Here is a 25,823-nt window from a genome sequence, read left to right as displayed (position 1 = left end):
AGGGGGCCCTTTATACGGATCGGGACATGGCTCAGATTTCACGTCTTTACACGGCCTTCCTTTACCTCATGGCCTTCATCGCCGGTGCGATGCTGCTGTGGCTGATGGTGTCGGTGGTCGTTTCGGTGCTCATGCGGAACCTCGGGTTGCAGCCCTTCGCCTGGCTGTTCACCTCGTCGGAATACGCGCTTCTATACATGACCATGCTGGGTGCGCCCTGGCTGGTGCGGGAAAAGGGCCATGTTCACATCGAACTGGTGACATCCGCGCTGCCGCCCGCGATGCAGGTGGTGGTCAGCCGGCTGGTGGCGGCGGGCTGCGTTCTGGTCAGCCTGATCCTTGCCTGGAAAGGGCTTGAGCTGGTGATGACCAATATCGAGCGGCACGATTACGACGTGCGGGCTTACTATTTCCCGCGCTGGATACTGACGATCAGCTTTCCCATCAGCTTCACGCTGATGGCGGTTGAATTCGCACGCTTCGTCTTCGGCGAGGAATTGATGCATTCGGGCGAGGCGGGGATACACGAATAATGGAATGGTACGAAGCGCTGGCCCTTCTTCTGGGCTCTATTCTTGTGCTCATGGCAATCGGCATGCCGGTGGCCCTGGCCTTCCTCGCCGCCAATATCATCGGCGCCTGGGTGTTCATGGGCGGCGAACGGGGCGTGTCGGCCCTGCTCAATAACGGGTTCGGATCGCTGACGAAATTCGCCCTGGTGCCGATCCCGCTGTTTCTGCTGATGGGCGAGGTGTTCTTCTATACCGGGCTTGGGGCGCGGATGTTCAATGCCATCGACCGGCTGCTGGGCAAGCTGCCGGGGCGGCTGAGCTATGTCACCGTTCTGGGCGGCACCGGGTTTTCCACCCTGTCGGGCAGTTCGATGGGATCGACCGCGCTGCTGGGCAGCCTGATGGTCCCCGAAATGATCAACCGCGGCTACAAGAAACACATGTCGATCGGTCCGATCCTGGGCACCGGCGGCTTGGCGATCATCATCCCGCCTTCGGCCTTGGCAGTGCTGCTGGCGACGTTGGCGCAGATCGATGTCGGTGCGCTGCTGATCGCGGGGATCATCCCCGGGCTGATCCTGGCGGGGTTCTATATCGGGCTGATCTGGCTGCAGACCCGGATCGATCCGGACGCGGCCCCGGCCTATGAGGTCGAGCCAATGGAATTCGGCGAGAAGATGAAGCTGCTGCTGCGCGACGTGGTGCCGATGCTGTCGGTGATGGTGATCATCGTGGCGATGATGGTCGGCGGTATCGTCACCCCGTCCGAGGCCGCGGCCTTCGGCGCGTTGGGGGTGATCATCCTCGCCATCATCTTCCGCTGCCTGACCTGGGAAGCGATGAAGAAATCCATCGTCGGCGCGCTGAAGGTGACCCTGATGGCCTATCTGATCGTCTTCGGGTCGGCCACGTTCAGCCAGTTGCTGGCCTTCTCGGGGGCATCGCGCGGGCTGATCCGCTGGGCCACCGGGTTCGACCTGGACCCGATCCTGATGCTGATGGTGATGTTCGGGGTGCTGCTGCTGCTGGGCATGTTCATGGAACAGATCAGCATGATGCTGCTGACCGTGCCGGTGTTCTTTCCGCTGGCGATCAACCTCGGGTTCGATCCGATCTGGTTCGGGCTGATCATGCTGCTGTCGCTGGAAATCAGCTTCACCACGCCGCCCTTCGGCCTGCTGCTCTTCGTGATGAAGGGGGTGGCCCCGCCGGGCACCACCATGCGCGACATCTACACCGCCGCCTTCCCCTATATGGGTTGCGCGCTGCTGCTGGTGATCCTGCTGGTGATCTTCCCGCAACTGGCGCTGTGGCTGCCGGGATTGTGATGCGGGGCAGGGGCCTTGGGGCCCCTGCCTGACTAGACCGGTGAAGGCAATGGCGGTCGTCGGTCCGTCCGCCTGAAACGATTATTCCGACAGGTCCAATTCGTCATTGATGGCGTCCAGCGTCGCGATCCTCTGGCTGACCGCCTCGGGGTTCTGGCCGAGGTAGGACAGCGCCAGCAGTCGCAGCATCGACATCATTGTCGCATGGGTCGGCAGGATGCCGTAGCTGGCGATATGGCAGGGCAGCACGAAATCCGAAAACCGCTGCGCCTGCGCCGCATAGGCGTGGTCGCTGATCGTGATGATCCGCATCCGCGTGGTGCGGGCATGGGCCAGCAGCGTCGGCAGAAGGCGCGGGCGCGGTTCGAAACTGAGCAGGATCAGCACGTCGCGGGGGCCGGTCATCGACAGTTCCGCCGCCCAGTCCTGGCCCGAGCCTTCGATCTGGTGAACCCCGTGGCGCAGCCGGGTGAACAGCGTCCGCCCCAACCGCGCGATGCCGTATTCATCGCCGAACCCCAGGAACCAGATGCGCGGGGCGCTTTGCAGAACGGCGGTGATTTCGGGCAGCAGGTCGGAGCGCATTTCCTCGAAGGTGCGCGACAGGTTGCGCTGCTCCAGTTCCAGGTGTTCCGACAGGGTCCGGCCCAGCGACGCGGTTTCCTTTCGCGGCTCGAATCGGCCGTAGGGCGCCCGGCTGTTGCGTTCCTCGCGGGCCTGAATGCGGACTTCTTCGAAATCGGAATAGCCCAGGCTGCGGAAAAAACGGGCAGTCGTCGCCTTGGAGACGCCAGCAAGCGAAGCCAGTTCCGTCGCCGTGTGCGTTTCGACAAGTCCCTGATTTTCCATCAGAACATTCGCGATCTTTTGTTCGCTGGAGGTCAGGCGCGTGAATTTTTCCTGAATTCTGAGGATCAGTCGTGAGGCCATGTTTAACGATTTTTCCTTGACGAATGAAACCCGCGTTTCACAACTATGAAACACTGAAACGATAAGGGCAACACGATGACTTCCTCCAAGCTGATCCGCGAAAGAATATGGACGAAGCTTTATGATGTGGCGAGACCGGATACCCGGTTCCACATGAACTTCGCCGAAGTTATCCCGGATTTCGAGGGCTCCGACGTGGCCACCGACCAGTTGGTGCGCGACCCTGCCTATCTCAGCAGCAGCTTTGCGTTCATCACGCCGGACAACTGCTTGCAGGACCTGCGCCGCCGGATGATCGAGGCGGGCAAACCCTTCGTGATGTCGACCTATGGCATCTATCGCGGGTTTCTCTATCTCGACCCGGCCAAGATCCCGCAAGGGGCCGCGCTTTATGCGTCCTGGCTCGACGGGATGGAATATTTCGGACAGCCGGTCACGCTGGAGGAAATCTCGAAACTGGGGCGGTTCGATTACCTCGTCACCGGCGCCTCGGCGGTGTCGATGAACGGCGTGCGTTTCGGCAAAGGGCACGGGTTCTTCGATCTCGAATGGGGCATGTTCACCGATCTGGGCTTTGTCGACGAAACCACCCCGGTCCATGCTGTCGTGCATGACGTGCAGCTGGTCGAGGAACAGCTGCAGCCGTCGGAAACCGATATCCTGGTCGACAAGATTTTCACCCCCGGCGGCACCCATGTCGTTGAGCGCCGCGCCAAGCGCCCCAGCGGTGTGAAATGGCCGCTGCTCGATCCCAAGCAGATCGAAAACACCCCGCCCTTGCAGGAACTTCAGCGCCTGCAGGGCCTTGCCTGACCCCCTTTTCCTGAAACCAGTCCAACACGAAGGAAACCTCCTATGATTGCTTCGCTCAACCGCCGTCAGTTCCTGAGCACCGCCGCCGCGGGGCTTGCCGCCTCCGCCCTGCCATATCGCGCCCATGCCGCGACCAGCCCGCTGACCATGCAGGCCGCCTGGATCAACGATGCGGAATTCGCCGGTTATTTCCTGGGCCTGGATCGGGGCTATTTCACTGACGCTGGCCTTGATCTGGAATACCTGTCGGGCGGCCCCGACGTGATCCCCGAAAGCACCATCATCGCGGGGCGTGCCGATCTGGCCCTGACCACCCCCGACACCACGATCAAGGCGATCACCGAACAAGGCGCGCCGTTCAAGATCATCGGGGCGCAATACCAGAAGAACCCGATCGGCATCGTATCGCTGGCGAAGAACCCGATCAACGAACCCAAGGACCTGATCGGCAAGACCCTGGCGGTGCCGCCGGTCAACGTGATCTCGGTCGAAGCGATGCTGAAGATGAACGGCATCGATCCGTCGCAGGTCAATATCGTGCCCTACGCCTATGACCCGACGCCGCTGGTCAAGGGCGAAATCGACGCCAGCCTCGACTTCACCACCAACGTGCCGTTCACGATCAAGCAGGCGGGCGAGGATGCGACGTCCTTCCTGCTCTATGATTTCGGCTATACGATCTACAACGATACCGTCGTGGTGACCGAACAGGTGCTGGCGGAAAAACGCGATCTGCTGGTGGCCTGGCTGGCCGCGTCGCGCAAGGCCTGGGCGGAAAACCTGGCCGACCCGTCCGTCTGGCCGCCGAAATTCGCCGAAACCCATTTCGCGGGCACCGGCCGGTCGATCGAGAACGAGCTCTATTTCAATGCGGCACAGAAACCGCTGATGGAAAGCGCGGAAGGCTATTTCGCCCTGACCGGCGACGGCATCGAAAAATGCCTGAGCGCGCTTGGCGAGGTGGGGATCGTCGGCAGCGCCGATATGTTCGACACGTCACTTCTTGCGGAGATTTGATGACACAGCCAGACGGGATCACCCTTTCCGGGGTCAGCAAGACATTCACCGGGCGGGGCAAGGTGGTGGAGGCGTTGCGCGATGTGACGCTGTCCTGCCCGGCGGGGTCCTTCACCTCGATCATCGGGCCGTCGGGATGCGGGAAATCGACCGTGATGCGCATCGCCCTGGGGCTGGAAACGGCCAATTCGGGCGCGGTGCGCATCGCGGGCGAGGCGCCGCTTGATGCCGCCAAGGACGGTGTTACCGGGGTCGCGTTCCAGGACGCGGCCCTGCTGCCCTGGCGCAGCGTGAAGCGCAATGTCGAGGTGCCGCTCGAGGTGCTGGGGCGCAAACCGGCCCGCGAACGGGATCAGGTGCAGGCGATGATCGAGCTGGTCGGGCTGAGCGGGTACGAAAATTCCCTGCCGGGCGAATTGTCCGGCGGCATGCGGCAACGCGTGGCCATCGCGCGGGCGCTGGTGACCCATCCGCAGGTCCTGTTCATGGATGAACCCTTCGGCGCGCTGGACCAGATCCTGCGCCGCCAGATGAATGTGGAACTGCAGCGGATCTGGGCCGACACCGGATCGACCGCGCTGCTGGTCACCCACGGCATCGACGAGGCCGTTTTCCTGTCCGACCGCGTGGTGGTGATGCATGCCGACCCGGGGCGCATCGTGGATATCGTCGACGTGCCCTTCGACCGTCCGCGCGATCCGTCGCTGTTTTCGGATCTGGTGTTCCATGAGGTGTGCGACAATATCGCCGAGGTCTTGCATGGCGGGTGAAGGGGCTGGGCGCCACGCCGGATTGCGCAACGCCGTCATCCTGCTGCTGGTCTGGGAACTGGTCGGGCAGCTTGGGATTGTCGCTGGTGGGGCCTTGCCGCCGCCCAGCGACATCCTGATCCGGCTGTGGCAGGATCGCGCGGATTATCCCCGCCATATCGGCGCGACGCTTTGGGCCTCGGCCTTGGGGTTCGTGATCGGCAATGTCGTGGCGATTGCGGGCGGCATCCTGTTTGCCATGTCTCCGCTGATGCTGCGGCTGTTTCGCGGCATCAACATCGCGGCTTTCGCCCTGCCGCCCATTGCCATCGCCCCCATTCTGGCGCTGACCCTGTCGGGCATGGCGCCGCGGATCACGCTGGCGGCGCTCGGGGTCTATTTCGTCACCATGACGGCGACGGTGATCGGGATTTCGCAGGCCGACAGCCGGGCGCAGGACGTGATCCGCGCCTATGGCGGCACGCGCTGGAAGGTACTGCGCCTGGTGCAATTGCGCAGCGCGGTGCCGTCGATCCTGGCCGGTCTGCGGGTGGCCGCCCCCAATGCGGTGCTCGGGGCGATCCTGGCCGAATTCGGCGGCGGCGGCCGCTGGGGGCTGGGCACCTATCTGCTGGGCTCGCTGGGCCGGGCGGAACCGGACCGGCTTTGGGGGATCGGGCTGGTCGCGACGGTCATTGCCGGGCTGAGCTATGCGGGTTTCGCTGTGCTGTCGCACCGGATGCTGGGCGCGACCAAGGCCGTTACCCTGAACACCGCCGTACCCGCCGGGCAACCCCGGCCGGGACATGTCGCGGAACGGATCGCGGTCGCCCTGGTGGCCATCACCCTGCCTTTCACGATCTGGTGGGCGCTGATCCGGCTGAGCGGCGCCCCCGCCATGATCGCCAAGACGCCCGTTGACGTGTTCACCTATCTGTTCCTGTCCCCCGCCTCGTCCACCGCGCAGGCCAAGCTGCTTGCCGCGCTCGGACAGACCCTGCCGATCACCTTTGCCGGGATGGCGGCGGGGCTCGGCTTTGCCTTTCTGCTGGCGATCGGGACCAAGCTGAGCCCAAGGGCGACGCAGGCCTTCATGCCCATCGCTCTTGTCACCCAGACCATGCCGCTGGTGGCGCTGACGCCGCTTCTGGTGCTGATCCTCGGGCGCGGCACGTCGCTGACGCTGTGGATCACGATCTCGGTGACCTTCTTCCCGGCCTTCGTCACGCTCGCGCAGGGGATTTCGCTGGTGCCGCGCAGCGCCGAGGAACTGCCGCGCGTCTATGGCGGCAGCCGCTGGCAGGAGCTGCGGCTGGTCACCATCCCGGCCTCTTTGCCCTACCTGTTCGCCGCGACCCGGCTGACCGTGCCGCGCGCGCTTCTGGGCGTGATGATCGCCGAATGGCTGGCGACCGGGCGCGGCATCGGCAACCTGCTCAACCAGTCGCGCGGTTATCTGGATTACGGCATGATCTGGTCGGTCGCCGCCGTTTCGGTGATCCTGTCGGTCGTGTTCTTCCAGATCGTGGTTGTCGTGGAACGGCGCGTCCTTGCCCGGCTTGGCATGACGACGTCGGAGTGACACGCCCGCCGCCTTTGCGGGCATCGGGCCGGCAGATCGTGTTCGCTCTATCCGATCATCGGGGCGATGCTGTGCTGCGCCCCGCCATCGACCGGGGCCCGGGGGCGCAACCAGGGACTTTTCTCAGCGGGACTGCTTGATCCGCGTTTCCACGAGTTTGTTCAGCATTGCCAGACGATTGGCCGGTGTGTCCTGGGCGGCGTCTTCCAATGCCTGAATTTCAGCCTGGAAGACCTTGAAGTTTTGTTCCAGCTCCTCGCTCGAAAGCGGCTGGCGTTCATGCTGATCGACGAAGTTTTCCGCACTCGTGGCGAGGAAATAGAAGGCCGCCGCGTGATCCGGTTCCAGCAGGACATGTTCGAACGCGGCCTTGGAAACGGCGGCATAGGCGTGGATGCCACGGCCTTTTTCGGTGATCAGATCGATAAGGAAGGTAAACATGGACGTCTCCTTGAAGTTAGAAAGCGAGGCTTCGCGCGCCGCCATGGGCGGCCGACCAGGCCAGTGGATCGTGTAAAAACGCGGCGATGGTGGCGCGGTTTTCGGGGGTGAAACGGTCATGCGCCTGAGCGACATCGAGAATGTCCTTCCAGGTGGCCAGCGCATGCAGCCGAATGTCCGAGCGCTGCATCGCCGCGCGGGTCTGCGGGAAGATGTCGTACTGGAACAGCATGAAGACGTCGTTCACCACCAGCCCCGCCGCGCGCAGCGCCTCGCAGAACCGCAGTTTCGAAGCGCCGTCGGTGGTCAGGTCCTCGACCAGCAGAACGCGCTGGCCGGGTTCCCAGACCCCTTCGATATGGGCTTCGGGGCCGAACCCCTGCGCCCGTTTGCGGACATATTGCAGCGGCAGGCCGGTGCTGGCGGCGATCCAGGCGGCAAAGGGGATGCCGGCGGTTTCGGCCCCTGCGATCGCATCGATCCGGTCATGCCCGATTTCGGCCTCGATCACCCGGGAGGCAAAGCCCATGAGTTCCTCGCGGATGGCCGGAAAGGAAATGACCTTGCGCACATTGATGTAAACCGGGCTCGCCACGCCGGAGGACAGGATGAAGGGCCGCTCTCCGGCGACCTCCACCGCGTGAATGTCGAGCAGGGCAAGCGCGGTGCGGCGGGCGAAATCGGCGCGGGTCTGCGCGCTGAGCGGCATGGCAAGAGGCTCCTTCATGGTCTGGCCTCCATATATGTGGAAAGGATATCCACGCCCACCATGAAATCGGCGATTTCCATCGCCTCGTCGGGGTTGTGCGACCCGTTGCGGTTGCGCACGAAGACCATGCCGGAGGGCACGCCCGCCTGGGCGAACACCGCCGCGTCATGGCCACCGCCCGAGGCCATGGAAAAGGCATCGCCGGTGACCGCCGCCATGGCCCGTTCCAGGCCGCCGACCAGGTCCGGGTCCATCAGCGCGGGCGCGACGGCCACCGCCGGGCCGGGATCGAACCGCACGCCGCGGCTGCGGCCGATATCGGTCATCTCGTCCCTTAGATAGGCCTGCATCTGGTCGAGCGTGGCGGCATCCTGTGACCGAATGTCGAGGGAAAAGGCGATCTCGTCGGGGATGCGGGCAATCGCGTGGCGCGCCGGATCGGTGCCGACAACGCCGGAGGTCAGCACAAGATCCTTGCCGGTGTGCAGCAGGTGCTGCCACGTGCCGTCAAGCCGGTGCATCAGTTCGGCAAAGGCCAGCACCGGGTCGTGGCGATAGGCGCGGGGCACGGCGCCGGAATGCCCGGCCTGACCGATGCAATGGATGTCGCGGTAACGGAAATTGCCGCGAATGCCGGTAACGACGGCGGCGGGGATGTTGCGTTCGACCAGCAGCGGGCCCTGTTCGATATGCAGTTCGAGATAGGCCTCGATCCGGTCCAGATCGCACAGGGGCTGGCGGGCCTTGACCGCTGCGGTGTCGATGCCAAGCGTTTCCAGATGCGCGCTCAGCGGCCGCGCGTCGCCTTTATGCGCGGCGTTGAATTCGCCCTCGGGCAGGCTGCCGGTCAGCAGTTTCGATCCGATATAGCAGGCGCCGAACCACGCGCTTTCCTCGCCGCGCATGGCCAGGGCCTTGACCGGGCGGGGCAGGGCGCGCAGGCCGCGCCGGGCGGAGATCAGCACGATCAGCCCGGCGATCACCCCGGCCAGCCCGTCGTAATTCCCCCCCATCGGCACGCTGTCCACATGGCTGCCGATCACGGTAAACCTGTCGGCGCTTTCGTGTTCCGGCAGGGAAAACAGCAGGTTGCGCCCCGCGTCTTCGCTGACGGACAGGCCTTCGGCGCGGGCGCGTTCCGCCAGATAGGCCAGCGTTTCGCTTTCCTTGTCGGAAAAGGCCGGGCGGCTGACCCCGGCGGCATCGGCGGACAGGGCGCGGATGTCTTCGAACATCCGCGCCGCCAGGGTGGCGAGGTCCTCTGTGCGGTGGTGTTTCATATGCATGTCCCGGCCTCGGGGGCTTCGATCGTGCCGATGATTTCCTCAAGCGATCCGATGCCCTGCGCCGCCATCCAGTCGGCCAGCTCGGCGATCAGCCGCGCCATCACGGTGGGGGACTGGAAGGTCGCGGTGCCGACCTGAACGGCGCTTGCTCCCGCGATGAGGAATTCGATCACGTCGTCGAGCGTCGCAATCCCGCCGCAACCGATCACCGGGATGTCGCAGGCCCGGGCGCATTGATAGGTCATGCGTAGCGCGATGGGCTTGATCGCCGGGCCCGACATGCCGCCCATGACATTGCCCAGGCGCGGGCGGCGGGTGGCGATGTCGATGGACATGCCAAGCAGGGTGTTGGCGACGATCAGAGCATCGGCACCGGCCGCTTCGGCGGCGCGGGCCACCTCGACCGGTTCGCCGGTATTGGGGGTGAGCTTGGCCCAGAGCGGCAGATCTGTTTCCGCGCGCAGCCGCGTCACGACCTCATGGGTGGTGTCGGGGCGCATGGCGAAGGCATTGCCGTCGGCCTCGATATTCGGGCAGGAAATATTGGCCTCGATCGCGGTGACGCCGGGCAGGCTGACCTCGCCACAAAGCCGCGCGAATTCGTCGACGGAATGCGCCGAGATCGACACCACCAAAGGCGCGCGATAATCGGCCCAATAGGGCAGCGTCTGGTCGCGGAAATACTCGATACCCTTCGAGGGGATGCCGATGGCGTTCATCATCCCCGCCTGCATGTCGCAGACCCGTGGCGTCGGATTGCCGCTGCGGGTGCCGTGCATGATGGTCTTGAGCACATGCGCGCCCAGCACGTCGAGGTCGAACACATCGGCAAGGTCTTCGGAAAAGGTCCCCGAGGCGGGCATGATCGGGTTCTTAAGCGTCAGCGCGCCGATCCGGGCGCTCAGGTCGACGGGGTGCATGTCTTTCATCAGATGGCCTCCGAAATGGGGAACACCGGGCCTTCGCGGCAGACGCGGCGCTGGATGATCCGGTCGCCGACGCGGAAATTGCGCACGCAGGCCTGGCACATGCCCAGGCCACAGGCCATTTGCTGTTCCATTGCGATTTCGCCGGGGATGCCGTGGCGGGCGCCGATATCCTGCAACAGCCGCAGAAGGCGGGAGGAGCCGCAGGTATAGAAGGCATCGACGCCGGTTTCGGCAATGCGCGCCTCGATCAGCGGGCGCAGCGCTTCGGGGGCGGAGCTGCCATCCTCGTCATGGACGATGATGACCTCGGCGCCGTAGCTTTCGAACAGATCGACCGACATCGCCAGATCGGGACGGCGCGCCGAACAGATCGCGGTCAGCTTGCGCCCCTTTTCCTGCGCCATCCGTGCCAGCGGCGCGAGGGTGGCAAGCCCGACGCCACGAGCGACCAGCATCAGGTTCTGCCAGTCGTCCTGCATCGAAAACCCCTGACCCAACGGACCCAGCACATTGAACCCGTCGCCCGGTGCGAGCGTGGCAAGGCCGCGCGTGCCCGCGCCGGTGACCTTGTAGAGGAATTCCAGCCGTCCCGCCGCCTTGTCATAGCCATAGATGCTCATCGGGCGGCGCAGGAACGGGTGTTCGCCCTCGGGGGCGGGGCACAGCAGTTGGAAGAACTGGCCCGGCTGGCAATCGAGAATGGCCTCGGGCGCCTCCAGCACCAGCAGCCGGTATTCGCCGTTCACCGGCGTGTTCGACACCACTTTACAGTTGGCTTCGGAACAGCGGGGCCGCAGCCCCTGCAGAACAGGGACGGGCACAATGGTCGGAAGGTGGGTCATTTGTCTGCCTTCGGTCAGCCGTAGATCAGCTTGGGAATGAAGAGGGAGATTTGCGGCACATAGGTGATGAGCAAGAGCACGATCAGGTTCACCAGCACGAAGGGCCACACACCGCGGATGATATCCGCCACCGGTTTGTTCAACGTCGAGGAGGCGACGAAGATATCGAGCCCGAAGGGCGGCGTGATCATCCCGAGGCTGACATTGAGCGTCACCAGCATGCCGAAATGGACCGGGTCGATGCCGAAGCTCAGCGCCACCGGATAAAGCGGCGGCACCAGCACCAGCAGGGTCGAATTCGGATCGATGAACATGCCGGCGATGAAGAACAGCACGTTCACCACGATCAGGAAGGTGATCTTGCCCGCGCCGCTGGCGTCCAGGAAGCCGATGATTTCGTTCGGCACCTGCGCCAGCGTGACGAAGAAGGAAATCAGCCCGCCCATCGCCAGCAGCACGAAGATGATCGAGGTGTTGATCGCGCTGTCCTCGGTGATCTTGGCCAGGCCCTTGAAATCAAGCGCGCGGAACACGAACATCTCGACCAGGATGGCGTAAAGCACGCTGACCGCCGCCGCCTCGGTGGGCGTGATGATGCCCGAATAGATGCCGCCGAGGATGATCACCGGCATGCCGAGGGCCCATTTGGCTTCCCAGATCGCGCTGAACCGGGCCGCCCAGGGCAGGCGCGGGCCGGGGGTGACCCCGTCGCGGCCCGCCTGCAGCCGGACATAGATCGCAAAGGCCAGCCCCAGCACCAGCCCGACGGCAAGACCGCCCGCGAAGAGTTTCGAAATCGAGGTGCCGGTGATCCAGCCATAGACGATCAGCGTGATCGAGGGAGGGATCAGCAGCGCGGTTTCCGCCGACGACACCAGCAGGCCAAGGCTGAACTTGTCGGAATAACCCGCCTTGCGCAGCTCGGGATAGACCATGCGCCCCATCGCGGCCACGGTGGCCGGGGCGGAACCGGAAACCGCGCCGAAGGCCATGCTGCCGCCGACGACGACATGGCCCATGCCGCCCCTGGTGTGGCCGACCAGCGCCTTGACCACGCCGATCAGTTGCCGGGCGATCTGACCCGATCCCATCAGGTTGGCGGCGAAGATGAAAAACGGGATCGCCAGAAGCGTCGAATGGTCGATGCCGCCGACGATCTTCTGCACCACGGCGGCGTCGGGCAGGCGGGGATAGAAGGCTTCCTTGTAGGCGAGCGCCGGAAGGCCCAGCACCAGCAGCATTTCGAAGCCGGCCGCCAGCAGGACGATGGCCAGAAGGATGATGAGTGCGAGGATCATTCGGCGGCCTCTTCGGTCTGGTAGCGGTCGATGGCGCCGAACAGGCTCAGCCCGTAGCGCAGGCCCAGCAGCAGAAAACCGATGACGGGGGCGAAGTAGATGAAGCCCATCGGGATCTTCAGCGTCGGGGATTTCTGCCCCGACTTGAGCACGAATTGCACCAGATCCAGCGCCAGCCAGGCGACGTAAAGGCTCATGCACAGGCCGACCAGGTCGATGATTTTCAGCAGCAGCGCGCGCAAGGGGGCGGGGATATGTTCACGCAGATTGGTGATGCCCACATGTTTGCCCCGCTCCAGCGCCAGCCCGAGCGCCAGGAACACCAGAAACAGGTTCATGATCCGCACCGCTTCTTCGATCCAGGCGAAGCGGCTGGCGAAGGTGCCGCCGATTTCACGGGTCACGACCGACCCGGTGTAGAGAAACACCATGATCAGGAAGAGGGCGACAAGCACGGTGCGTTCGACCGTTCGGAGCGCGTTGAGCAATTTCATCGGGCGGGCTTTCTTGTGGTCACCTGTGGGAAAGGTTGCAGCGCGCGGCGGCGGGGCCAGACGGCGCGCAGCGGGGACGGACCCGGGGACCGGGTCCGCCGGGTCTTGAGCGATCAGAGAGCGCCGTAGGCTTCGGTGTAGATCTCCAGCAGCTTCTGACCGGCGTCGCCGGTGTTGCCGAGATAGGCTTCGGAGGCCGGGCCGAACATCACTTCGCGCAGTTTGGCGCGCTCTGCTTCGTCGGCGACGCGCACATTGGTGCCCGCTTCCTTGATGGTTTCCAGAGCGGCGGCGACGGCGGCGGCCTTATGCGCGGTCAGTTCCGGGATGATTTCGGCGAAAGCATCCTTGATGATGGCCTGGTAGTTTTCCGGCAGGCTGTCCCAGAACATCGGGTTGAACAGGATCACGTCTTCCATCGCGCCGTGATCGGAAACCACCAGGTTCTTCTGCACCTCGTAGAACTTCATCGCCTTGATGGTATCGAGCGGGTTTTCCTCACCGTCCACGACGCCGGTTTGCAGCGAGGTGTAGAGTTCGCCGAAGGGCAGCGCGATGGCCGAGGCGCCGAGCGCGTTGAACTGTTCGATCAGGATCGCGCTGTCCATGACGCGGAATTTCTGGCCGGTGAAATCCTCGATCGAGTCGAGCGGCTTGTTCGAGGTGAATTCCTTCTTGCCGTTGGGCCACAGGTCGATGGCGACCATGCCCTTGTCGGCGAAGCTGTCCAGCAGCGCCTGGCCGAAGGGACCGTCGCGCAGTGCGGCGGCGGCTTCGGCGTCTTCGGGGATCAGGTAAGGGATGTCGAGGATGGACACCAGCGGGTTGAAGCCGCCGAGGAATGCGGCCGGGGCGACGGTCGCTTCGAGAGTGCCGAGCTGAACGCCTTCGTTCATCTGGCGCTGATTGCCGAGCTGGCCCTGCGGGAAGATCTGGAATTCGACTTCGCCGCCGGTGCGTTCGGATACCAGCGCGGCGACTTTTTCAAGGTGGATATGGCGGCTTTGCTGGGTGCTTTCGAGGTGGCCGATTCGAGCCACGTATTCCTGGGCGAATGTCGGGGTGGCGAAGGCCAGCCCGGCAAGAAGCACGGCGGAAAGAAGGGATTTCGATTGAGACATGAGGCGCTCCCGGTTGTCAGGTTACTTTATGATAAGCATAGACTCCCGAAAACGCGGGGTGGTCAATAGCAAAGTCTAAAAAATGAGACGAAACCCGATTTTGACCAAATGATTTAATTTTGTGCTGAAAATTTGGGCGCCGCGTTCAGCTGGCGAGCCCCTCGCGCGCGATGAGTTCTTCCACGTGATCGGCGGCCTCACGCCCTTTGAGCGAGGTTTCCCAAAGCCGTTCGGCGATGTCTTCATGCAGTTTCAGCGCTTCCGGCGCAGATGTGATGAGGCCGACGCCGATGCGGATGTTCGGATTGTGGCCAAGGCGGAAAGGGCTGATGGTCAGAATCGATCGCCCGGCCTGCCGCATGATCTGGAACGAGGTCGAGGGGATCGGTTCGCGGGCGACGCCGATCTGCACGCCGATGTCGGGGGAACGCAGCATCTCGACGATGTGCCGCACTTCGAACAGCGCCATTCTGCGGCGTTCCTCACGGATTTCGGGGGCAAGCTCGGGATTGCCTTCAAGCCCTTCGCGGAGAAATTTCCGGATATCCGCGTCGGAGATGATCGACGCAAGAAGGGGGCGCCGCTGGGCGAAGCGATCTTTTCGTTTCTTGAGTATTTCCAGTATTCTGGAGACATCCTGCTGTTCCGATGGCTGTACGGATTCGCTCAGCACGTCTTTAAGCACCGCGTCGTAGCGGTCGGTCGTGACCAGGTAGGAGATCGGGCTGAACAGGCCGATGATCTGGTCGCAATCTTCCTCGATCTGGCGCATGCGCTCGAAAAAGCTCACCGCGTTGTCGACATATTCGATCCCGACGCCCAGCAGGCTGGGCAGGGATACCTGCAGCTCATTCGCGATGGCCGACAGCATTTCGATCTTTGCGATCTCTCCCTTTTCCGCACGGTACAGGGCCGCGCGGGAAATCTTCAGCCTGGCGGCGAGGTCCTCGGGAGAAAGGTTCCGCCCGAGCCGGTGAGCTTTCAGGCGTGCGCCGATATCTTTGAAGTTGGGGTTGGTGTCGGTCACGGTGTGTACTTTTGGTTTGATGTCGCGCGTTGCACAGAGATGTGCCATGCAGGTGGCGTTGTCTCAAATGTGAGACAATCATGGTTTGCCGGTTGGGGCAATAGCGTAATTCGAAAGGTGTCTTGTGCAGTCTTGTGTTTGAAGGGCCGAGGTGATGGGCCCGGGTGACGTCTTGAGCCGCTGTCAGGTTTGGGCAAGGGGCGGGCGGGAATGCCGGCAAAACGGCGCCAGCCGTACAAGATTGTTACGAAGTTACGGCAGGTTGAGGCGCTTGCCGGTCAAGCCGCGATGCGCGAGGATGCGATCCGCGAAGGCCGCACGGCCCGGACGGTTTGCCGAGGGCGTTCGGACGGCGGTTCACCCGTGCAGATCAGAGGCTGTCTCGGCCGTGCTGTGCCTTGTTTTAACCCAAGATTCGGAGGATGGTCCCATGGCAGATATCGCGGCCCCGATCCGCTCGCGTCAGGTGCCTTCCCATGCCCTGGTCGGCTTCTTCGTCCTGACCTTCGTCATTTCATGGACGGCAATCGGCATCTACATCATCGCGCCCGAATGGGCGACCTCCAGCTTCGGCGCGATCAGCGGCACACACCCGTTCTTCTTCCTCGCTACCTGGGCGCCTGCGATTTCGGCCTTTACGCTCGTGCTGTTTTACGGCGGTCTTGCGGGCCTTAAGGCGTTCCTGTCGCGGCTGTCGATATGGCGGGGATCGGCAATCTGGGCGGCCTTTATCCTGATCGGCATTCCTTTCGTCTACATGATCGGTTCGCTGATGAAGGGCGGTCCGCTTGTTGCCCCCCTGCCGCCCGAGGGGGCGGGTGCGGCCGTCGCCGTCCTTTTTGTCATGCTGTTTCTGGGACCCTTTGAAGAATTCGGATGGCGCGGTGTCGCGCAACCCATCCTGCAACGTCACGTCGCACCGTTCTGGGCCGGGGTGATCATCGGAACAGTCTGGGGCGTATGGCACATTCCTGCGTTCTTCCTCGCAAGCACGGTCTTCGCCGACTGGAATTTCTTCCCGTTCCTTCTGGGGAACATCACGCTTGCCGTCCTCGTGACGCCGATCTTCAACGCGGCGCGCGGCAGCCTGCTCTGGCCCATGCTGTTCCATTGGCAACTGATCAACCCGTTCTGGCCCGATGCGCAGCCCTACGACACATGGATCCTGGTGGGTGTGGCCGCCGTGGTCGTCTGGTGGAACCGTGCAAGCATGCTTCATCGCGATGGCGCTGTCACCGAGGTCATTCCGGGCGGAGGGACGGCCGGGTAATGAAACGTCTTCTTCTCGCCATCGCCCTATCGCTCGGTCTTGCCGCTACGCTGTCCCAGCCGTCACGCGCGCAACAGTCCGATCCGCCCGCGGCGGTCGAAGCCCTGCTCGAGACGTTTCGCGACGCTTACGGTTTTCCCGGCGCGACGGCTGCCTATGCTCTGCCGGACGGAACCATCGGGACCGTGGCGGTGGGCTTTGCGAATGTCGAAGCAGGCATCGCGATGACGCCTCGCAGTCGCATGTTGGCGGCAAGCATCGGAAAGACGCTGTGGGGCGCATTGGTCCTCTCGCTGGAGACGGAAGGCGCGCTTCGTCGCTCCGATCTCGTCTCGGATTATCTTGGCGGGTTTTCATGGTTCGCGCGGATACCCAACGCCGAAACCATGACGATCGGCCAGCTTCTCACGCACAGCGCGGGCCTTCCGGATCACGTGCATATGGACGGCGTCGTGCAGGCACTGATCGAACTTGGAACCGCGCAGCCGTTCGAACCGTCGGATGTCCTTTCCTTCGTGTTGGACCAACCGCCGCTGTTCGAGGCCGGTTCGGGCTGGGCTTACAGTGACACCGGTTACATCCTGCTCGGTCTGGTCATCGAGGCTGCCTCGGGCCGGGACGTCTTCGATCTTGCTCGGGAACGGTTCCTGCAACCGTTGGGGCTGACCGACACCGTCCCGTCGCGGTCACCGGTGATCGAGGGCCTCGCCGTCGGCTACACGCTCGACGATAATCCTTTCGGTCTTGCTGCGCGCACGATGGATGAAAGCGGCAGCCTGACCTGGACCCCCGCCGTGGAATGGACCGGCGGAGGGTTTGCGTCGACCTCGGCGAACCTCGCCATGTGGGGACATGCGTTATTCACCGGCGCCGCGATGGACGCGGATTATCTTGAACGTCTTCTGGATGCGGTTCCGGTCGATCCCGATGCGCCCGGCGTTCTCTATGGAAGCGGTGTAGCGATCTACGAAGACACCCCACTGGGACCGGTCTACGGGCATGGCGGCTGGATACCCGGCTACGTGTCCAGCCTCAGACACTACGCCGATCGTGGTCTGACCATCGCATTCCAGATCAATACGGATGTCGGCGTGGTCGATGACGGCACGGACCTCGTTCCGGCGCTGGAGGCCGCCTTGGCGAAGCTGTTGTTCGACTCGGGATCGAACTGAGAAGGCGGAAAGCGGGGGGCGCAGATCGCGCTGTGGCTGCCAAGCCTGATGCTGCGCTGAAATTCAACGAGTTGGGAGCCCAGGTTCAGGTTCCTGTCAGTTTGGCTTCTTATACCTGCCCGCAGAGCGACAAGAACACCATCTATGGCCGGCGCAAGTCGGCCATGTTCTTGTGTTGAATATCTATATCGGGAGAAACCATGACAAAGTCAGGTATCGTGGGGGCAGGCGTGGTTCTGCTGGTTGTAGGCATTTTCCTCATCGCCGGCGGCACGAAGTCGATCAAACAGAATATCGAATTGAACCGTGTGACGTCGTGCACCGCGCTCCAGCTCGCCCTCAGTCAGAGCGATGCGACGGTTGAGAAGAAGCTGGGGGTATATTGTGACGATATACTGAGTCGATGAAATCGCGGGGACAGCAGGATCGTGGCTCATGGCCAAGATAAGACGGTAGCGTCGAGAACGGCAGCGGGCAGTCGGGTTTCGCTCGGAGGAGCGCAGCGTCCTTGGTTGCAGCGGTGTGCCAGAAAAGGAAGCCTTGACCAAGACCGGTTTGAATCGGTCGAAGTTTTCGATAGGGACGGTGCAGCCTGCGGTCAAAAGGTAGCGGATTCAGCTTTAACCAATGTTTTCTTATCTCAGCCTGTTCTCTGCCGCTTTTTTCGCGGCCACGATCCTGCCGATGCAGTCCGAGGCTCTGCTGGCCTATTACCTGACCGACCCGGCCTTGTCGCTGGCGGTTCTCCTAGGCGTCGCGACATTTGGGAATGTCCTGGGGTCTGTCGTGAATTGGGTCTGCGGCCGTTTCTTCCGTCGCTTCAAGGACAGGCGTTGGTTCCCCGTGTCCCCACAGAAGCTGGCCCGGGCGGAAGCGCATTATCACCGTTACGGGCGGTGGAGCCTGCTGGCCAGTTGGGTGCCCATCATCGGCGATCCGCTGACAGTCGTCGCAGGGTTGATGCGCGAGCCGCTGATCAGTTTCGTGATTATCGTCACCATAGCCAAGGCGGCGCGCTATCTTGTTGTGGCGGCTGTCGCGTTGGCTTGGTTGTGAGGGGTGGATCAGGGCGCAGAATCCATGCACTTCGCAAGTCAGGGCATTCCGGTCCTGACCATACTCGGAAGGGGCATAAACCGGGGGCAGTGACCGTGGGGGGATTTGAGTTGGTTGAAGGAGTTGTATCTATTCGCCACTAGCGCAGCAGCTTCGACAATGACTGCGGTACCGATGTACGGGATTTCTCCCCGACCACCGAGCCCACTTCGCGGGACGATGCAACACCCAACCCGTCGCGGTCGCAGCAGCATCAGGCCAGCAGATCATATTCGCTGCCTGCGATCATCAGGGTGATACTGTCCTGCGCGGCGCCATCCACCAGCGCCCACAGGATTTGCCCGGTCGGGCGATAGATCACGAAAGCTTCTTCTGTCCACATGTCGCCAGCCAGAAGTGTGTTGGCGTAATTCACCTGGAACTGATCTGCGCTGCCCGAACCTCCGAAGACCAGAACGTCGCCCTCGGTCGCATCGTAATCCTGAATCCAGTCCGACCCGTGACCACTAACCCCGAGGTGGAAAAAACGATCTGCACCGTCGCCGCCGTTCACACGGTCGTATCCATAGCCGCCATTGATGAAGTCGTTTCCATCGCCGCCGAACAGCAAATCGCCCCAGGCCTGGCCGGTCAGAAGGTCATCGTCACGTCCGCCCAGAACCGTGTCAGCGCCGTCGCCGCCGGTCAGGGTGTCGTTGCCGTCATCCCCCCGCAGCTCATCATTGCCAGAGCCGCCATCGGCAGAATCGTTGCCTGTCCCGCAATAGATCACGTCGCGCAGATCCGTCGGGGAAAGCCCGCCATCGATCACGTCTTCCCCGTCGCCACCGATCAGAGTATCGACCCCGATGCCGCCGTTGATGTAGTCGTTACCGGCCTGACCTTCGATCCAGTTATTGGCGTCGTTTCCGGTGATCGTGTCATGGCCCGAACCGGAAATCAGCCCCTCGATGATCGTGTCACGCGCGATGCCGACATTGCCGATCAGCCCGGCGATATCCGACACCTCGCCATCGCGCAGGTCCACGCGGTTGTCCTCGGAGAGCGGTGACAGGTCGATCCGGTCGACCCCATCACGGTCATAGATCGTGAAGGCGAAGTTGCCACCGTCGTAGACGCCCGCGACCGTGTTTCCGTACAGCGCCGCCGCGAAAAGATCATCGAGGTAATTTCCAAGATTGGAATTCGCGCCCCATACCGTATTGCCGGCGGTCGCACTGCTGCTGTCCGGTGCATTATAAAGGTCCTGGATGGCGACGACATCGGCCAGCATGGGTGAGACGGGTTCGCCATAGCTGGCGTTCAGCCAAGTGTTGTCGGTCTGACTGAAATAGGACATGACCGAGACCTGGTAGCTGTCATTGGCGAATGTTTCATCCCACCCGTATTCGACAACATCATTGTAGTCACCCGGGTGACCCAGACCAAGCGCATGGCCAATCTCATGCACATAGGTCGAGAAGGAATAGCTTTCGATCGTTGTCCCCCGATCGTCCAGCAGGTCCGATGGGATATTCACTGTGGCCGATGTAAGGACAGCCCAGGTTTCAAAAAAAGTATCATAACTGACTGTTGTATGAGGTAGGTCTTGGCTATTAGGAACACTGTTGTCGTTGATTTCAGTGAAGGTGATGTCCGCCCCAGATTCCACCACTTCAAAATCGATGTCAGCAACCATTTCCCAAGCTTCGAGGGCCCAACGCGCGAGTTGCACAGAATCGGCGCCGAGGCCGGTCAGATCCACAGTGATATCCGTCGTACCTGCCAGGTCGAACCATTGCCGCGGAGGATTTCCCTGATCGTTCCAGTACCCTTCGGTCAGGTAATCCGCCAATTCGTCCAGCGTGCCGACCGGTGATGTCGGTGGCGCCGGACTAGCCAATTCGACAATGTAAGTGCCCGTGCTGACAAATGCGTTGGGATCCGGGTAGGATTCGGCGGAAATGTAGTAGGTGCCGGTATAGGTTGGCGTGAAAGAAATCTGAGCGTCGAGTACCCCCTCGCCACTATCATCGTCGGATGCGAGGACAGTTCCGCTAGCGTCATAGAGGGTCAGCCACGTGTCATAGAGACGATCGTCAGTGACATCGAAGTCGCCGTCACCATCCGAGGTTTGCCCCAGTATGTCGATGATGTAGGTTCTGCCAGCGATGAAATCGACGGCGATCCAGTCGGTATCGCCAACGAAGCTAATCTCTCCGAAAAATACATCGCCGACATCCATTGAATAGGGCGTAGAAATCCCGCTCGGCGCATCGGTTGTTTCTGTGGGCATCGACTTCACCTCCTCCTTGCAGAACGCATCCCCCTCGCATTTTCAAGGATACGAGCCGGTTCTCCGCCCTCCCATGATTTGAATCAACGCCACCAGAATCCAATTGGCTGCTGCAAGTACGGGCTGCAGTGAATGACCGATATCCGCCTCACAGGAATCCTATCCCTTAGGAAGGATCATCCAGGAAGGGGAGAGAGTTTTGGGGGACCTGAGGGGTCTGCTGCAGCCGGATTGGCTGGCGCGACAAACAGACAGTCGGCTAGGGCATAAACGGGGGCATTCCGAGGGGCATTTCCGACCCTGTACAGCCCTGCGGCGCTATCTATTCAATCTTCAGGAAGAAGTGGCTGGGGTGGTAGGATTCGAACCTACGGTACGCGGTACCAAAAACCGTTGCCTTACCACTTGGCTACACCCCATCGGTGAGGCGCTGTTTACGAAACGGTGTCGGCGGGCGCAAGAGCAGAAATGAGAATTTTTTCACTAATTTCCCGCGCCGTTCGCCAGGCCCTTCCCGGGGCCAGATTTCATTGGCCCGGGGGCCGCTCAGTCGCGGATTTCGTCGGGTTTCACGCCCCACAGCGTGTCCTTGGGCACCCAGCCGCGATAGCCGCCGGCGCGCAGCCGGCACCAGTCGGGGGTGCAGTTTTCCAGCTTGGCGATCACCCCCAGTTCCAGCCGCGCGGTGATCGCGGTGTCGGCTTCGGGGCGCACATGCATGGCCAGCATATCCTTGTCGACGATCACGTGGCGCACGCCCGACAGCAGCGAATAGTGAATCCAGCCGCCGGCGCCGTCGCGGTCGCGGATCCGGCGCCAATGGCCGTATTCGGCGGTGATTTCCACCGGCATGTTGCGGCGCTTGAATACCCAGTCGATCCGGTGCGTCAGCCCCGGACCGCGGCGCACATTGGCCTCGGCCGCCTTGACCGACACGAAGCGCGGCAGCGGCAGGTTGGTCACCGGGCCGCGGTCCTGCGCCGTGGCGCCCTGGGTCAGGAAGAGACCGCACAGGGCGGCCGCGACAATACGTAGGGTCCTGTTCATAGACCTGCTCGCTGCTCGTGAAATTTTGTTGCGTGGGTTCTTGTGCCCCGGATTGACTTGCTCCACTCTGACACCAACGCGTGCGGTTTAAAAGAAGGGGGAGGCCCAAGATGCCATCTGGACGTCTGAGTGTTGTCGTTACGCGACGCTTGCCCGACGTGGTCGAAACACGGCTGAAGGAATTGTTCGACGTACGGCTGCGCGACGACGACACGCCGATGACCCGCGACGAGCTGGCCGCGGCGCTGCGCGAGGCCGATGTTCTGGTGCCGACGCTGAACGATCACATCGATTCCGGGCTGATCGGACAGGCCGGGCCGAATCTGCGGCTGATCGCCAATTACGGGGCAGGGGTGGACCATATCGATGTCGCCACCGCTCGCCGGCGCGGCATCCAGGTCACCAACACGCCCGGGGTTCTGACCGAAGACACCGCGGACATGACCATGGCGCTGATTCTGGCCGTCACCCGCCGCATTCCCGAAGGATTGGCGGCGATGCAGTCGGGCGAATGGCACGGCTGGTCGCCCACCGCCTTCCTGGGCGGGCGGGTCAGCGGCCGTCGGCTGGGTATCCTCGGCATGGGCCGGATCGGTCAGGCGGTGGCGCGGCGTGCCAACGCCTTCGGCATGCAGGTGCATTACCACAACCGCCGCCGACTGCGCGAGGAAACCGAGGATGCGCTGCAGGCGACCTATTGGGAAAGCCTCGACCAGATGGTGGCGCGGATGGACGTGTTGTCGATCAACTGCCCGCATACGCCCTCGACTTTCCATTTGATGAATGCGCGGCGGCTGAAGCTGATGAAGCCCTCGGCGGTGATCGTGAACACCTCGCGCGGCGAGGTGATCGACGAAAACGCCCTGACGCGGATGCTGAAGGCGGGCGAACTGGCGGGCGCGGGGCTCGACGTCTATGAACACGGGTCGCAGGCCAATCCGGACCTGCGCGCGATGACCAATGTGGTGATGCTGCCGCATATGGGGTCGGCCACGGTCGAGGGGCGGATCGAGATGGGCGAGAAGGTGATCATTAACATCAAGACCTTCGCCGATGGTCACCGGCCGCCCGATCTGGTGCTGCAGACGCTGGACTGATTTTCTCAGGAGAGGTGCGATGCAGGGGCTGAACCGGGTTTTCGCGATTGCGGCGCTGGCGGTTCTGCCCGGCCTGCCGCTGGCCCAGCAGGCCGCCGATGCCGTCGCCCCCGAAGCCGCCACCGGACAGGATGCGATCTGGCCGGGCCTGTCCGATGCCGCGCGCACCGCGCTACGGGCGAAGGCCGCTGGCCGCCCGGTCGAGGCGCAGGACTGGATGATCGCCGCCGCCAATCCGCTGGCGGTCGAAGCGGGGGCGAAGGTGCTTGAACAGGGCGGCACCGCCGCCGATGCCATGGTTGCCGTGCAGGCGGTTCTGGGGCTGGTGGAGCCGCAATCCTCGGGGCTGGGCGGCGGTGCCTTCCTGATCTGGTACGATGCCGCAACCGGGCAGGTGACGACGCTCGACGGGCGCGAAACCGCGCCGCTGTCGGTGACGCCGCAATTGTTCCAGGACGACGCGGGCGAGCCGCTGAAATTCTTCGACGCGGTAGTGGGCGGCTTGTCTGTCGGCACGCCGGGCACGCCCGCGCTTCTGGCCGAGGCGCAGGGGCGATGGGGCAACCGCCCCTGGCCGGGCCTGTTTACGGATGCGATCCGGCTGGCCGAGAGCGGGTTCAAAGTTTCCCCGCGCCTTGCTGCGCTGGTGGCGGGCGACCGCGACAGGCTGGCGCGGTTCGACGCGACGGCGGGCTATTTCCTGCCCGGCGGCGCGCCGGTCGAAGCGGGGCAAATACTGCGCAATCCCGCCTATGCGGAGGTTCTGAAATCCATTTCTGATCAAGGTGTTGCGGTATTTTATTCAGGTGAAGTCGCTCGTGACGTCACCCAGGTGGTGCAGACGGCCCCGGGCAATCCCGGCCAGCTGTCGCCGCTCGACCTGGCGATCTACCGGGTGATCGAACGGGACCCGGTCTGCGTCGACTATCGCGGCTACGACGTCTGCGGCATGGGCCCGCCGTCTTCGGGTGGGCTTGCCGTCGGGCAAATCCTCGGGCTGTTGCGCCCTTACGACCTTGCCGCATTGGGGCCGGAGAACTCGGAAAGTTGGCGGCTGATCGGCGATGCCAGCCGCCTGGCCTTCGCCGACCGGGGCCGCTACGTCGCCGACAGTGACTTCCTTCCGGTCCCGATTGAGGGCATGGTGGATTCGGAATATCTGAACAATCGCAGTAAGTTGTTGGGCGGAGATGATGCGCTGCCCGAGGTCGCGCCTGGCGATCCGACCTTCGATCACGCGCTGAACTGGGCCGATGACGAGGCGATCGAATTCCCCTCCACCTCGCATATCTCCATCGTCGATGGCTATGGCAACGCGATGTCGATGACGACCACGATCGAAAACGCTTTCGGCTCGCGGCTGATGGTGCGGGGTTTCCTGCTGAACAACGAACTGACCGATTTTTCCTTCCGCACTCATCGCGACGGTCGCCCCATCGCCAACGCGGTGGCGCCGGGCAAGCGGCCCCGGTCGTCGATGGCGCCGACCATTGTCTTGAAGGACGGCAAGCCGGTGCTGGTGATCGGATCGCCCGGCGGCAGCCGGATCATCGGTTACGTGGCGGAGGCGATCATCGCGCATATCGATTGGGGCATGGATGTGCAGCAGGCGGTCGCCATGGGCCACCTGGTGAACCGTTTCGGCACCTACGATGTCGAGGAGGGCAGCCCCGCCGCGACCCTGGCCGCGCCGCTGGAAGCGATGGGCTACGAGGTCAAAGCGCGGGCGCTGAATTCCGGCCTGCACGCCATCGCCATCGGCGAGGGCTTGCGCGGCGGGGCCGACCCCCGCCGCGAAGGGATTGCGATCGGCCGTTAGAGCGCGGCCTTGTGCTTGATGAAGCTGCCGTTGTTCAGCTCCTGGAACGCCTTTGCCAGCTCGGCCCGCGTGTTCATCACGATCGGCCCGTGCCAGGCCACCGGTTCGCGGATCGGCCGCCCGGTCATCAGCAGGAACCGGATGCCTTCGTCGCCCGCCTGAACGGTAATCTCGTCACCCGATCCGAAGCGCACCAGCGTGCGGTTGCCGGTCATGTCGCGGATGTTCAGCTCCTGACCCGCGAATTCCTTTTCCACCTGGATGCCGACCGGATCGCTGGCATCGCGGAAGGTGCCCGACCCGGCAAAGACATAGGCCAGGGCATTCGCCCGCGTATCGACCTTCAGCACCTTGCGCTTGCCGGCGGGGACCGAGATGTCGAGCAGCATCGGCTCGGCGGCGATGCCGTCGACCGGCCCCTTCTTGCCCCAGAACGACCCGATGATCACCTTGGCGACGGTGCCGTCATCGTCGATTTCCACCGGGATGTCGCTGCCGCCGATGTCCTGGTAGCGCGGGTCGGTCATTTTCAGGCTGGAGGGCAGGTTGGCCCAAAGCTGAAACCCGTGCATCCGCCCCTGCGCGTCGCCGCTGGGCATTTCCTGGTGCACGATGCCCGACCCGGCGGTCATCCATTGCACGCTGCCCGGCCCCAGCACGCCCTTGTTGCCCAGGCTGTCGGCATGTTCCACCGTGCCTTCCAGAACATAGGTGATGGTTTCGATGCCGCGATGCGGGTGCCAGGGGAAGCCCCGGGAATACAGCCGCGGATCGTCGTTGCGGAAATCGTCCATCATCAGGAAGGGATCGGTCAGGCTGGGATCGTCGAAGCCGAACACGCGGTGCAGATGCACCCCGGCCCCTTCCATCGTGGGCTGGGCTTGGCTGGTGGCGGCGACAGGTCTGAATGTCATCTCTCGGACTCCTTCCTCATGGCTTGGGGATAATGTGGAGCACGGATCGGGAAAAACAAATTCCCAACCCCCGAACGTCAGATGTGCGGCTGCGC

General features: G+C 63.0%; 26 protein-coding genes and 1 tRNA gene. 12 read left to right on the top strand and 15 right to left on the bottom strand.

Annotated features, from left to right (window positions below; translation table 11 throughout):
* Nucleotides 1-26 precede the first annotated feature (26 nt).
* Complete coding sequence (locus tag GR167_RS03155) at nt 27-533, top strand: TRAP transporter small permease (protein ID WP_160971997.1); 507 nt, start codon at nt 27-29, stop codon at nt 531-533.
* Complete coding sequence (locus GR167_RS03150) at nt 533-1,840, top strand: TRAP transporter large permease (RefSeq protein WP_160971996.1); 1,308 nt, start codon at nt 533-535, stop codon at nt 1,838-1,840. Before GR167_RS03155 ends, GR167_RS03150 begins: the two co-directional genes overlap by 1 nt.
* A gap of 81 nt (nt 1,841-1,921) precedes the next feature.
* Here the strand turns inward: GR167_RS03150 and GR167_RS03145 are convergent, their stop codons facing one another.
* Nucleotides 1,922-2,770, bottom strand: coding sequence for a MurR/RpiR family transcriptional regulator (locus GR167_RS03145; protein ID WP_160971995.1), 849 nt, complete (start codon nt 2,768-2,770; stop codon nt 1,922-1,924).
* 75 nt (nt 2,771-2,845) lie between these two features.
* Here GR167_RS03145 and GR167_RS03140 point away from each other — a divergent pair, with 75 nt between their 5' ends.
* The 4 genes from GR167_RS03140 to GR167_RS03125 are packed head-to-tail and all read left to right on the top strand — an operon-like array spanning nt 2,846 to nt 6,931.
* Nucleotides 2,846-3,583 (top strand): 5-formyltetrahydrofolate cyclo-ligase, encoded by a 738-nt coding sequence (locus GR167_RS03140; protein WP_160971994.1) that lies wholly within the window; start codon nt 2,846-2,848, stop codon nt 3,581-3,583.
* Between the two features lie 42 nt (nt 3,584-3,625).
* Nucleotides 3,626-4,600, top strand: a complete 975-nt coding sequence (locus tag GR167_RS03135; RefSeq protein ID WP_160971993.1) for an ABC transporter substrate-binding protein — start codon at nt 3,626-3,628, stop codon at nt 4,598-4,600.
* Nucleotides 4,600-5,370, top strand: a complete 771-nt coding sequence (locus GR167_RS03130) for an ABC transporter ATP-binding protein (protein ID WP_160971992.1) — start codon at nt 4,600-4,602, stop codon at nt 5,368-5,370. The genes GR167_RS03135 and GR167_RS03130 overlap by 1 nt, the downstream gene beginning before the upstream one ends.
* Nucleotides 5,360-6,931: an ABC transporter permease gene (locus GR167_RS03125; protein WP_160971991.1), complete on the top strand. Its 1,572-nt coding sequence runs from the start codon at nt 5,360-5,362 to the stop codon at nt 6,929-6,931. Before GR167_RS03130 ends, GR167_RS03125 begins: the two co-directional genes overlap by 11 nt.
* A 123-nt stretch (nt 6,932-7,054) precedes the next feature.
* Here the strand turns inward: GR167_RS03125 and GR167_RS03120 are convergent, their stop codons facing one another.
* The 9 genes from GR167_RS03120 to GR167_RS03080 form a co-directional block, all read right to left on the bottom strand.
* Nucleotides 7,055-7,372 carry a hypothetical protein gene (locus GR167_RS03120; protein ID WP_160971990.1) on the bottom strand — a complete coding sequence of 106 codons (318 nt, stop codon included), beginning with the start codon at nt 7,370-7,372 and terminating at the stop codon, nt 7,055-7,057.
* Between the two features lie 16 nt (nt 7,373-7,388).
* On the bottom strand, nt 7,389-8,099 hold the full coding sequence (locus GR167_RS03115) for an orotate phosphoribosyltransferase (protein ID WP_235915828.1): 711 nt from the start codon (nt 8,097-8,099) through the stop codon (nt 7,389-7,391).
* A complete protein-coding gene (locus tag GR167_RS03110) occupies nt 8,096-9,367 on the bottom strand; it encodes a Zn-dependent hydrolase (RefSeq protein ID WP_160971989.1) in 1,272 nt (423 codons plus the stop codon). Before GR167_RS03110 ends, GR167_RS03115 begins: the two co-directional genes overlap by 4 nt.
* A complete protein-coding gene (locus GR167_RS03105) occupies nt 9,358-10,296 on the bottom strand; it encodes a dihydroorotate dehydrogenase (protein ID WP_212769815.1) in 939 nt (312 codons plus the stop codon). Before GR167_RS03105 ends, GR167_RS03110 begins: the two co-directional genes overlap by 10 nt.
* Nucleotides 10,296-11,138: a dihydroorotate dehydrogenase electron transfer subunit gene (locus tag GR167_RS03100; protein ID WP_160971988.1), complete on the bottom strand. Its 843-nt coding sequence runs from the start codon at nt 11,136-11,138 to the stop codon at nt 10,296-10,298. Before GR167_RS03100 ends, GR167_RS03105 begins: the two co-directional genes overlap by 1 nt.
* A gap of 14 nt (nt 11,139-11,152) precedes the next feature.
* Nucleotides 11,153-12,436, bottom strand: a complete 1,284-nt coding sequence (locus tag GR167_RS03095) for a TRAP transporter large permease (RefSeq protein ID WP_160971987.1) — start codon at nt 12,434-12,436, stop codon at nt 11,153-11,155.
* Nucleotides 12,433-12,930 carry a TRAP transporter small permease gene (locus GR167_RS03090; protein ID WP_160971986.1) on the bottom strand — a complete coding sequence of 166 codons (498 nt, stop codon included), beginning with the start codon at nt 12,928-12,930 and terminating at the stop codon, nt 12,433-12,435. Before GR167_RS03090 ends, GR167_RS03095 begins: the two co-directional genes overlap by 4 nt.
* Before the next feature lie 113 nt (nt 12,931-13,043).
* Nucleotides 13,044-14,051 carry a TRAP transporter substrate-binding protein gene (locus tag GR167_RS03085; protein ID WP_160971985.1) on the bottom strand — a complete coding sequence of 336 codons (1,008 nt, stop codon included), beginning with the start codon at nt 14,049-14,051 and terminating at the stop codon, nt 13,044-13,046.
* A gap of 145 nt (nt 14,052-14,196) precedes the next feature.
* Nucleotides 14,197-15,126 carry a helix-turn-helix domain-containing protein gene (locus tag GR167_RS03080; protein ID WP_160971984.1) on the bottom strand — a complete coding sequence of 310 codons (930 nt, stop codon included), beginning with the start codon at nt 15,124-15,126 and terminating at the stop codon, nt 14,197-14,199.
* A gap of 382 nt (nt 15,127-15,508) precedes the next feature.
* Between GR167_RS03080 and GR167_RS03075 the strand changes: the two genes are divergently transcribed.
* Genes GR167_RS03075 through GR167_RS03065 form a run of 3 tightly spaced genes read left to right on the top strand, consistent with a single transcriptional unit; the run spans nt 15,509 to nt 17,699 of the window.
* Nucleotides 15,509-16,348 (top strand): CPBP family intramembrane glutamic endopeptidase, encoded by an 840-nt coding sequence (locus tag GR167_RS03075; protein WP_160971983.1) that lies wholly within the window; start codon nt 15,509-15,511, stop codon nt 16,346-16,348.
* Entirely contained in the window at nt 16,348-17,520 is a 1,173-nt protein-coding gene (locus GR167_RS03070) for a serine hydrolase domain-containing protein (protein ID WP_160971982.1), read from the top strand. The genes GR167_RS03075 and GR167_RS03070 overlap by 1 nt, the downstream gene beginning before the upstream one ends.
* Before the next feature lie 32 nt (nt 17,521-17,552).
* Complete coding sequence (locus tag GR167_RS03065; RefSeq protein WP_160971981.1) at nt 17,553-17,699, top strand: hypothetical protein; 147 nt, start codon at nt 17,553-17,555, stop codon at nt 17,697-17,699.
* Nucleotides 17,700-17,729: 30 nt separating this feature from the next.
* Here GR167_RS03065 and GR167_RS03060 read toward each other — a convergent pair whose 3' ends face one another.
* Entirely contained in the window at nt 17,730-18,122 is a 393-nt protein-coding gene (locus GR167_RS03060) for a hypothetical protein (RefSeq protein WP_160971980.1), read from the bottom strand.
* 25 nt (nt 18,123-18,147) lie between these two features.
* Between GR167_RS03060 and GR167_RS03055 the strand changes: the two genes are divergently transcribed.
* Complete coding sequence (locus tag GR167_RS03055) at nt 18,148-18,576, top strand: YqaA family protein (protein WP_160971979.1); 429 nt, start codon at nt 18,148-18,150, stop codon at nt 18,574-18,576.
* A 253-nt stretch (nt 18,577-18,829) separates the two neighbouring features.
* Here the strand turns inward: GR167_RS03055 and GR167_RS03050 are convergent, their stop codons facing one another.
* The 3 genes from GR167_RS03050 to GR167_RS03040 all read right to left on the bottom strand — a co-directional run bounded on the left by GR167_RS03050 (nt 18,830) and on the right by GR167_RS03040 (nt 21,898).
* Nucleotides 18,830-20,851, bottom strand: coding sequence for a M10 family metallopeptidase C-terminal domain-containing protein (locus tag GR167_RS03050; RefSeq protein ID WP_160971978.1), 2,022 nt, complete (start codon nt 20,849-20,851; stop codon nt 18,830-18,832).
* A 344-nt stretch (nt 20,852-21,195) separates the two neighbouring features.
* Nucleotides 21,196-21,270 (bottom strand) — tRNA-Gln (locus GR167_RS03045).
* 127 nt (nt 21,271-21,397) lie between these two features.
* On the bottom strand, nt 21,398-21,898 hold the full coding sequence (locus GR167_RS03040) for an SH3 domain-containing protein (protein WP_160971977.1): 501 nt from the start codon (nt 21,896-21,898) through the stop codon (nt 21,398-21,400).
* A 110-nt stretch (nt 21,899-22,008) separates the two neighbouring features.
* Here GR167_RS03040 and GR167_RS03035 point away from each other — a divergent pair, with 110 nt between their 5' ends.
* Together GR167_RS03035 and ggt are read left to right on the top strand one after the other, a co-directional pair.
* The gene (locus tag GR167_RS03035) at nt 22,009-22,995 is read left to right on the top strand and encodes a 2-hydroxyacid dehydrogenase (protein WP_160971976.1); all 987 of its coding nucleotides are present in this window, start codon (nt 22,009-22,011) and stop codon (nt 22,993-22,995) included.
* 19 nt (nt 22,996-23,014) lie between these two features.
* On the top strand, nt 23,015-24,814 hold the full coding sequence (gene ggt / locus GR167_RS03030) for a gamma-glutamyltransferase (RefSeq protein WP_160971975.1): 1,800 nt from the start codon (nt 23,015-23,017) through the stop codon (nt 24,812-24,814).
* Here ggt and GR167_RS03025 read toward each other — a convergent pair.
* Nucleotides 24,811-25,728 carry a pirin family protein gene (locus GR167_RS03025; protein ID WP_160971974.1) on the bottom strand — a complete coding sequence of 306 codons (918 nt, stop codon included), beginning with the start codon at nt 25,726-25,728 and terminating at the stop codon, nt 24,811-24,813. The two genes, ggt and GR167_RS03025, sit on opposite strands and share 4 nt — an antisense overlap.
* Nucleotides 25,729-25,823: the final 95 nt, after the last annotated feature.

Origin of the sequence: Thalassovita mangrovi (assembly GCF_009857745.1) — a bacterium.
Taxonomy (GTDB): domain Bacteria; phylum Pseudomonadota; class Alphaproteobacteria; order Rhodobacterales; family Rhodobacteraceae; genus Thalassobius; species Thalassobius mangrovi.
Note: the sequence above shows the minus strand (reverse complement) of the source record. Positions and strands in the feature narration are given on the sequence as shown.

Coding starts and splice junctions, on each gene's coding strand:
- GR167_RS03155 (WP_160971997.1), top strand. CDS start 27: ATGGCTCAGATTTCACGTCTTTACACGGCCTTCCTTTACCTCATGGCC.
- GR167_RS03150 (WP_160971996.1), top strand. CDS start 533: ATGGAATGGTACGAAGCGCTGGCCCTTCTTCTGGGCTCTATTCTTGTG.
- GR167_RS03145 (WP_160971995.1), bottom strand. CDS start 2,770: ATGGCCTCACGACTGATCCTCAGAATTCAGGAAAAATTCACGCGCCTG.
- GR167_RS03140 (WP_160971994.1), top strand. CDS start 2,846: ATGACTTCCTCCAAGCTGATCCGCGAAAGAATATGGACGAAGCTTTAT.
- GR167_RS03135 (WP_160971993.1), top strand. CDS start 3,626: ATGATTGCTTCGCTCAACCGCCGTCAGTTCCTGAGCACCGCCGCCGCG.
- GR167_RS03130 (WP_160971992.1), top strand. CDS start 4,600: ATGACACAGCCAGACGGGATCACCCTTTCCGGGGTCAGCAAGACATTC.
- GR167_RS03125 (WP_160971991.1), top strand. CDS start 5,360: ATGGCGGGTGAAGGGGCTGGGCGCCACGCCGGATTGCGCAACGCCGTC.
- GR167_RS03120 (WP_160971990.1), bottom strand. CDS start 7,372: ATGTTTACCTTCCTTATCGATCTGATCACCGAAAAAGGCCGTGGCATC.
- GR167_RS03115 (WP_235915828.1), bottom strand. CDS start 8,099: ATGAAGGAGCCTCTTGCCATGCCGCTCAGCGCGCAGACCCGCGCCGAT.
- GR167_RS03110 (WP_160971989.1), bottom strand. CDS start 9,367: ATGCATATGAAACACCACCGCACAGAGGACCTCGCCACCCTGGCGGCG.
- GR167_RS03105 (WP_212769815.1), bottom strand. CDS start 10,296: ATGAAAGACATGCACCCCGTCGACCTGAGCGCCCGGATCGGCGCGCTG.
- GR167_RS03100 (WP_160971988.1), bottom strand. CDS start 11,138: ATGACCCACCTTCCGACCATTGTGCCCGTCCCTGTTCTGCAGGGGCTG.
- GR167_RS03095 (WP_160971987.1), bottom strand. CDS start 12,436: ATGATCCTCGCACTCATCATCCTTCTGGCCATCGTCCTGCTGGCGGCC.
- GR167_RS03090 (WP_160971986.1), bottom strand. CDS start 12,930: ATGAAATTGCTCAACGCGCTCCGAACGGTCGAACGCACCGTGCTTGTC.
- GR167_RS03085 (WP_160971985.1), bottom strand. CDS start 14,051: ATGTCTCAATCGAAATCCCTTCTTTCCGCCGTGCTTCTTGCCGGGCTG.
- GR167_RS03080 (WP_160971984.1), bottom strand. CDS start 15,126: ATGGCACATCTCTGTGCAACGCGCGACATCAAACCAAAAGTACACACC.
- GR167_RS03075 (WP_160971983.1), top strand. CDS start 15,509: ATGGCAGATATCGCGGCCCCGATCCGCTCGCGTCAGGTGCCTTCCCAT.
- GR167_RS03070 (WP_160971982.1), top strand. CDS start 16,348: ATGAAACGTCTTCTTCTCGCCATCGCCCTATCGCTCGGTCTTGCCGCT.
- GR167_RS03055 (WP_160971979.1), top strand. CDS start 18,148: ATGTTTTCTTATCTCAGCCTGTTCTCTGCCGCTTTTTTCGCGGCCACG.
- GR167_RS03050 (WP_160971978.1), bottom strand. CDS start 20,851: ATGCCCACAGAAACAACCGATGCGCCGAGCGGGATTTCTACGCCCTAT.
- GR167_RS03040 (WP_160971977.1), bottom strand. CDS start 21,898: ATGAACAGGACCCTACGTATTGTCGCGGCCGCCCTGTGCGGTCTCTTC.
- GR167_RS03035 (WP_160971976.1), top strand. CDS start 22,009: ATGCCATCTGGACGTCTGAGTGTTGTCGTTACGCGACGCTTGCCCGAC.
- ggt (WP_160971975.1), top strand. CDS start 23,015: ATGCAGGGGCTGAACCGGGTTTTCGCGATTGCGGCGCTGGCGGTTCTG.
- GR167_RS03025 (WP_160971974.1), bottom strand. CDS start 25,728: ATGACATTCAGACCTGTCGCCGCCACCAGCCAAGCCCAGCCCACGATG.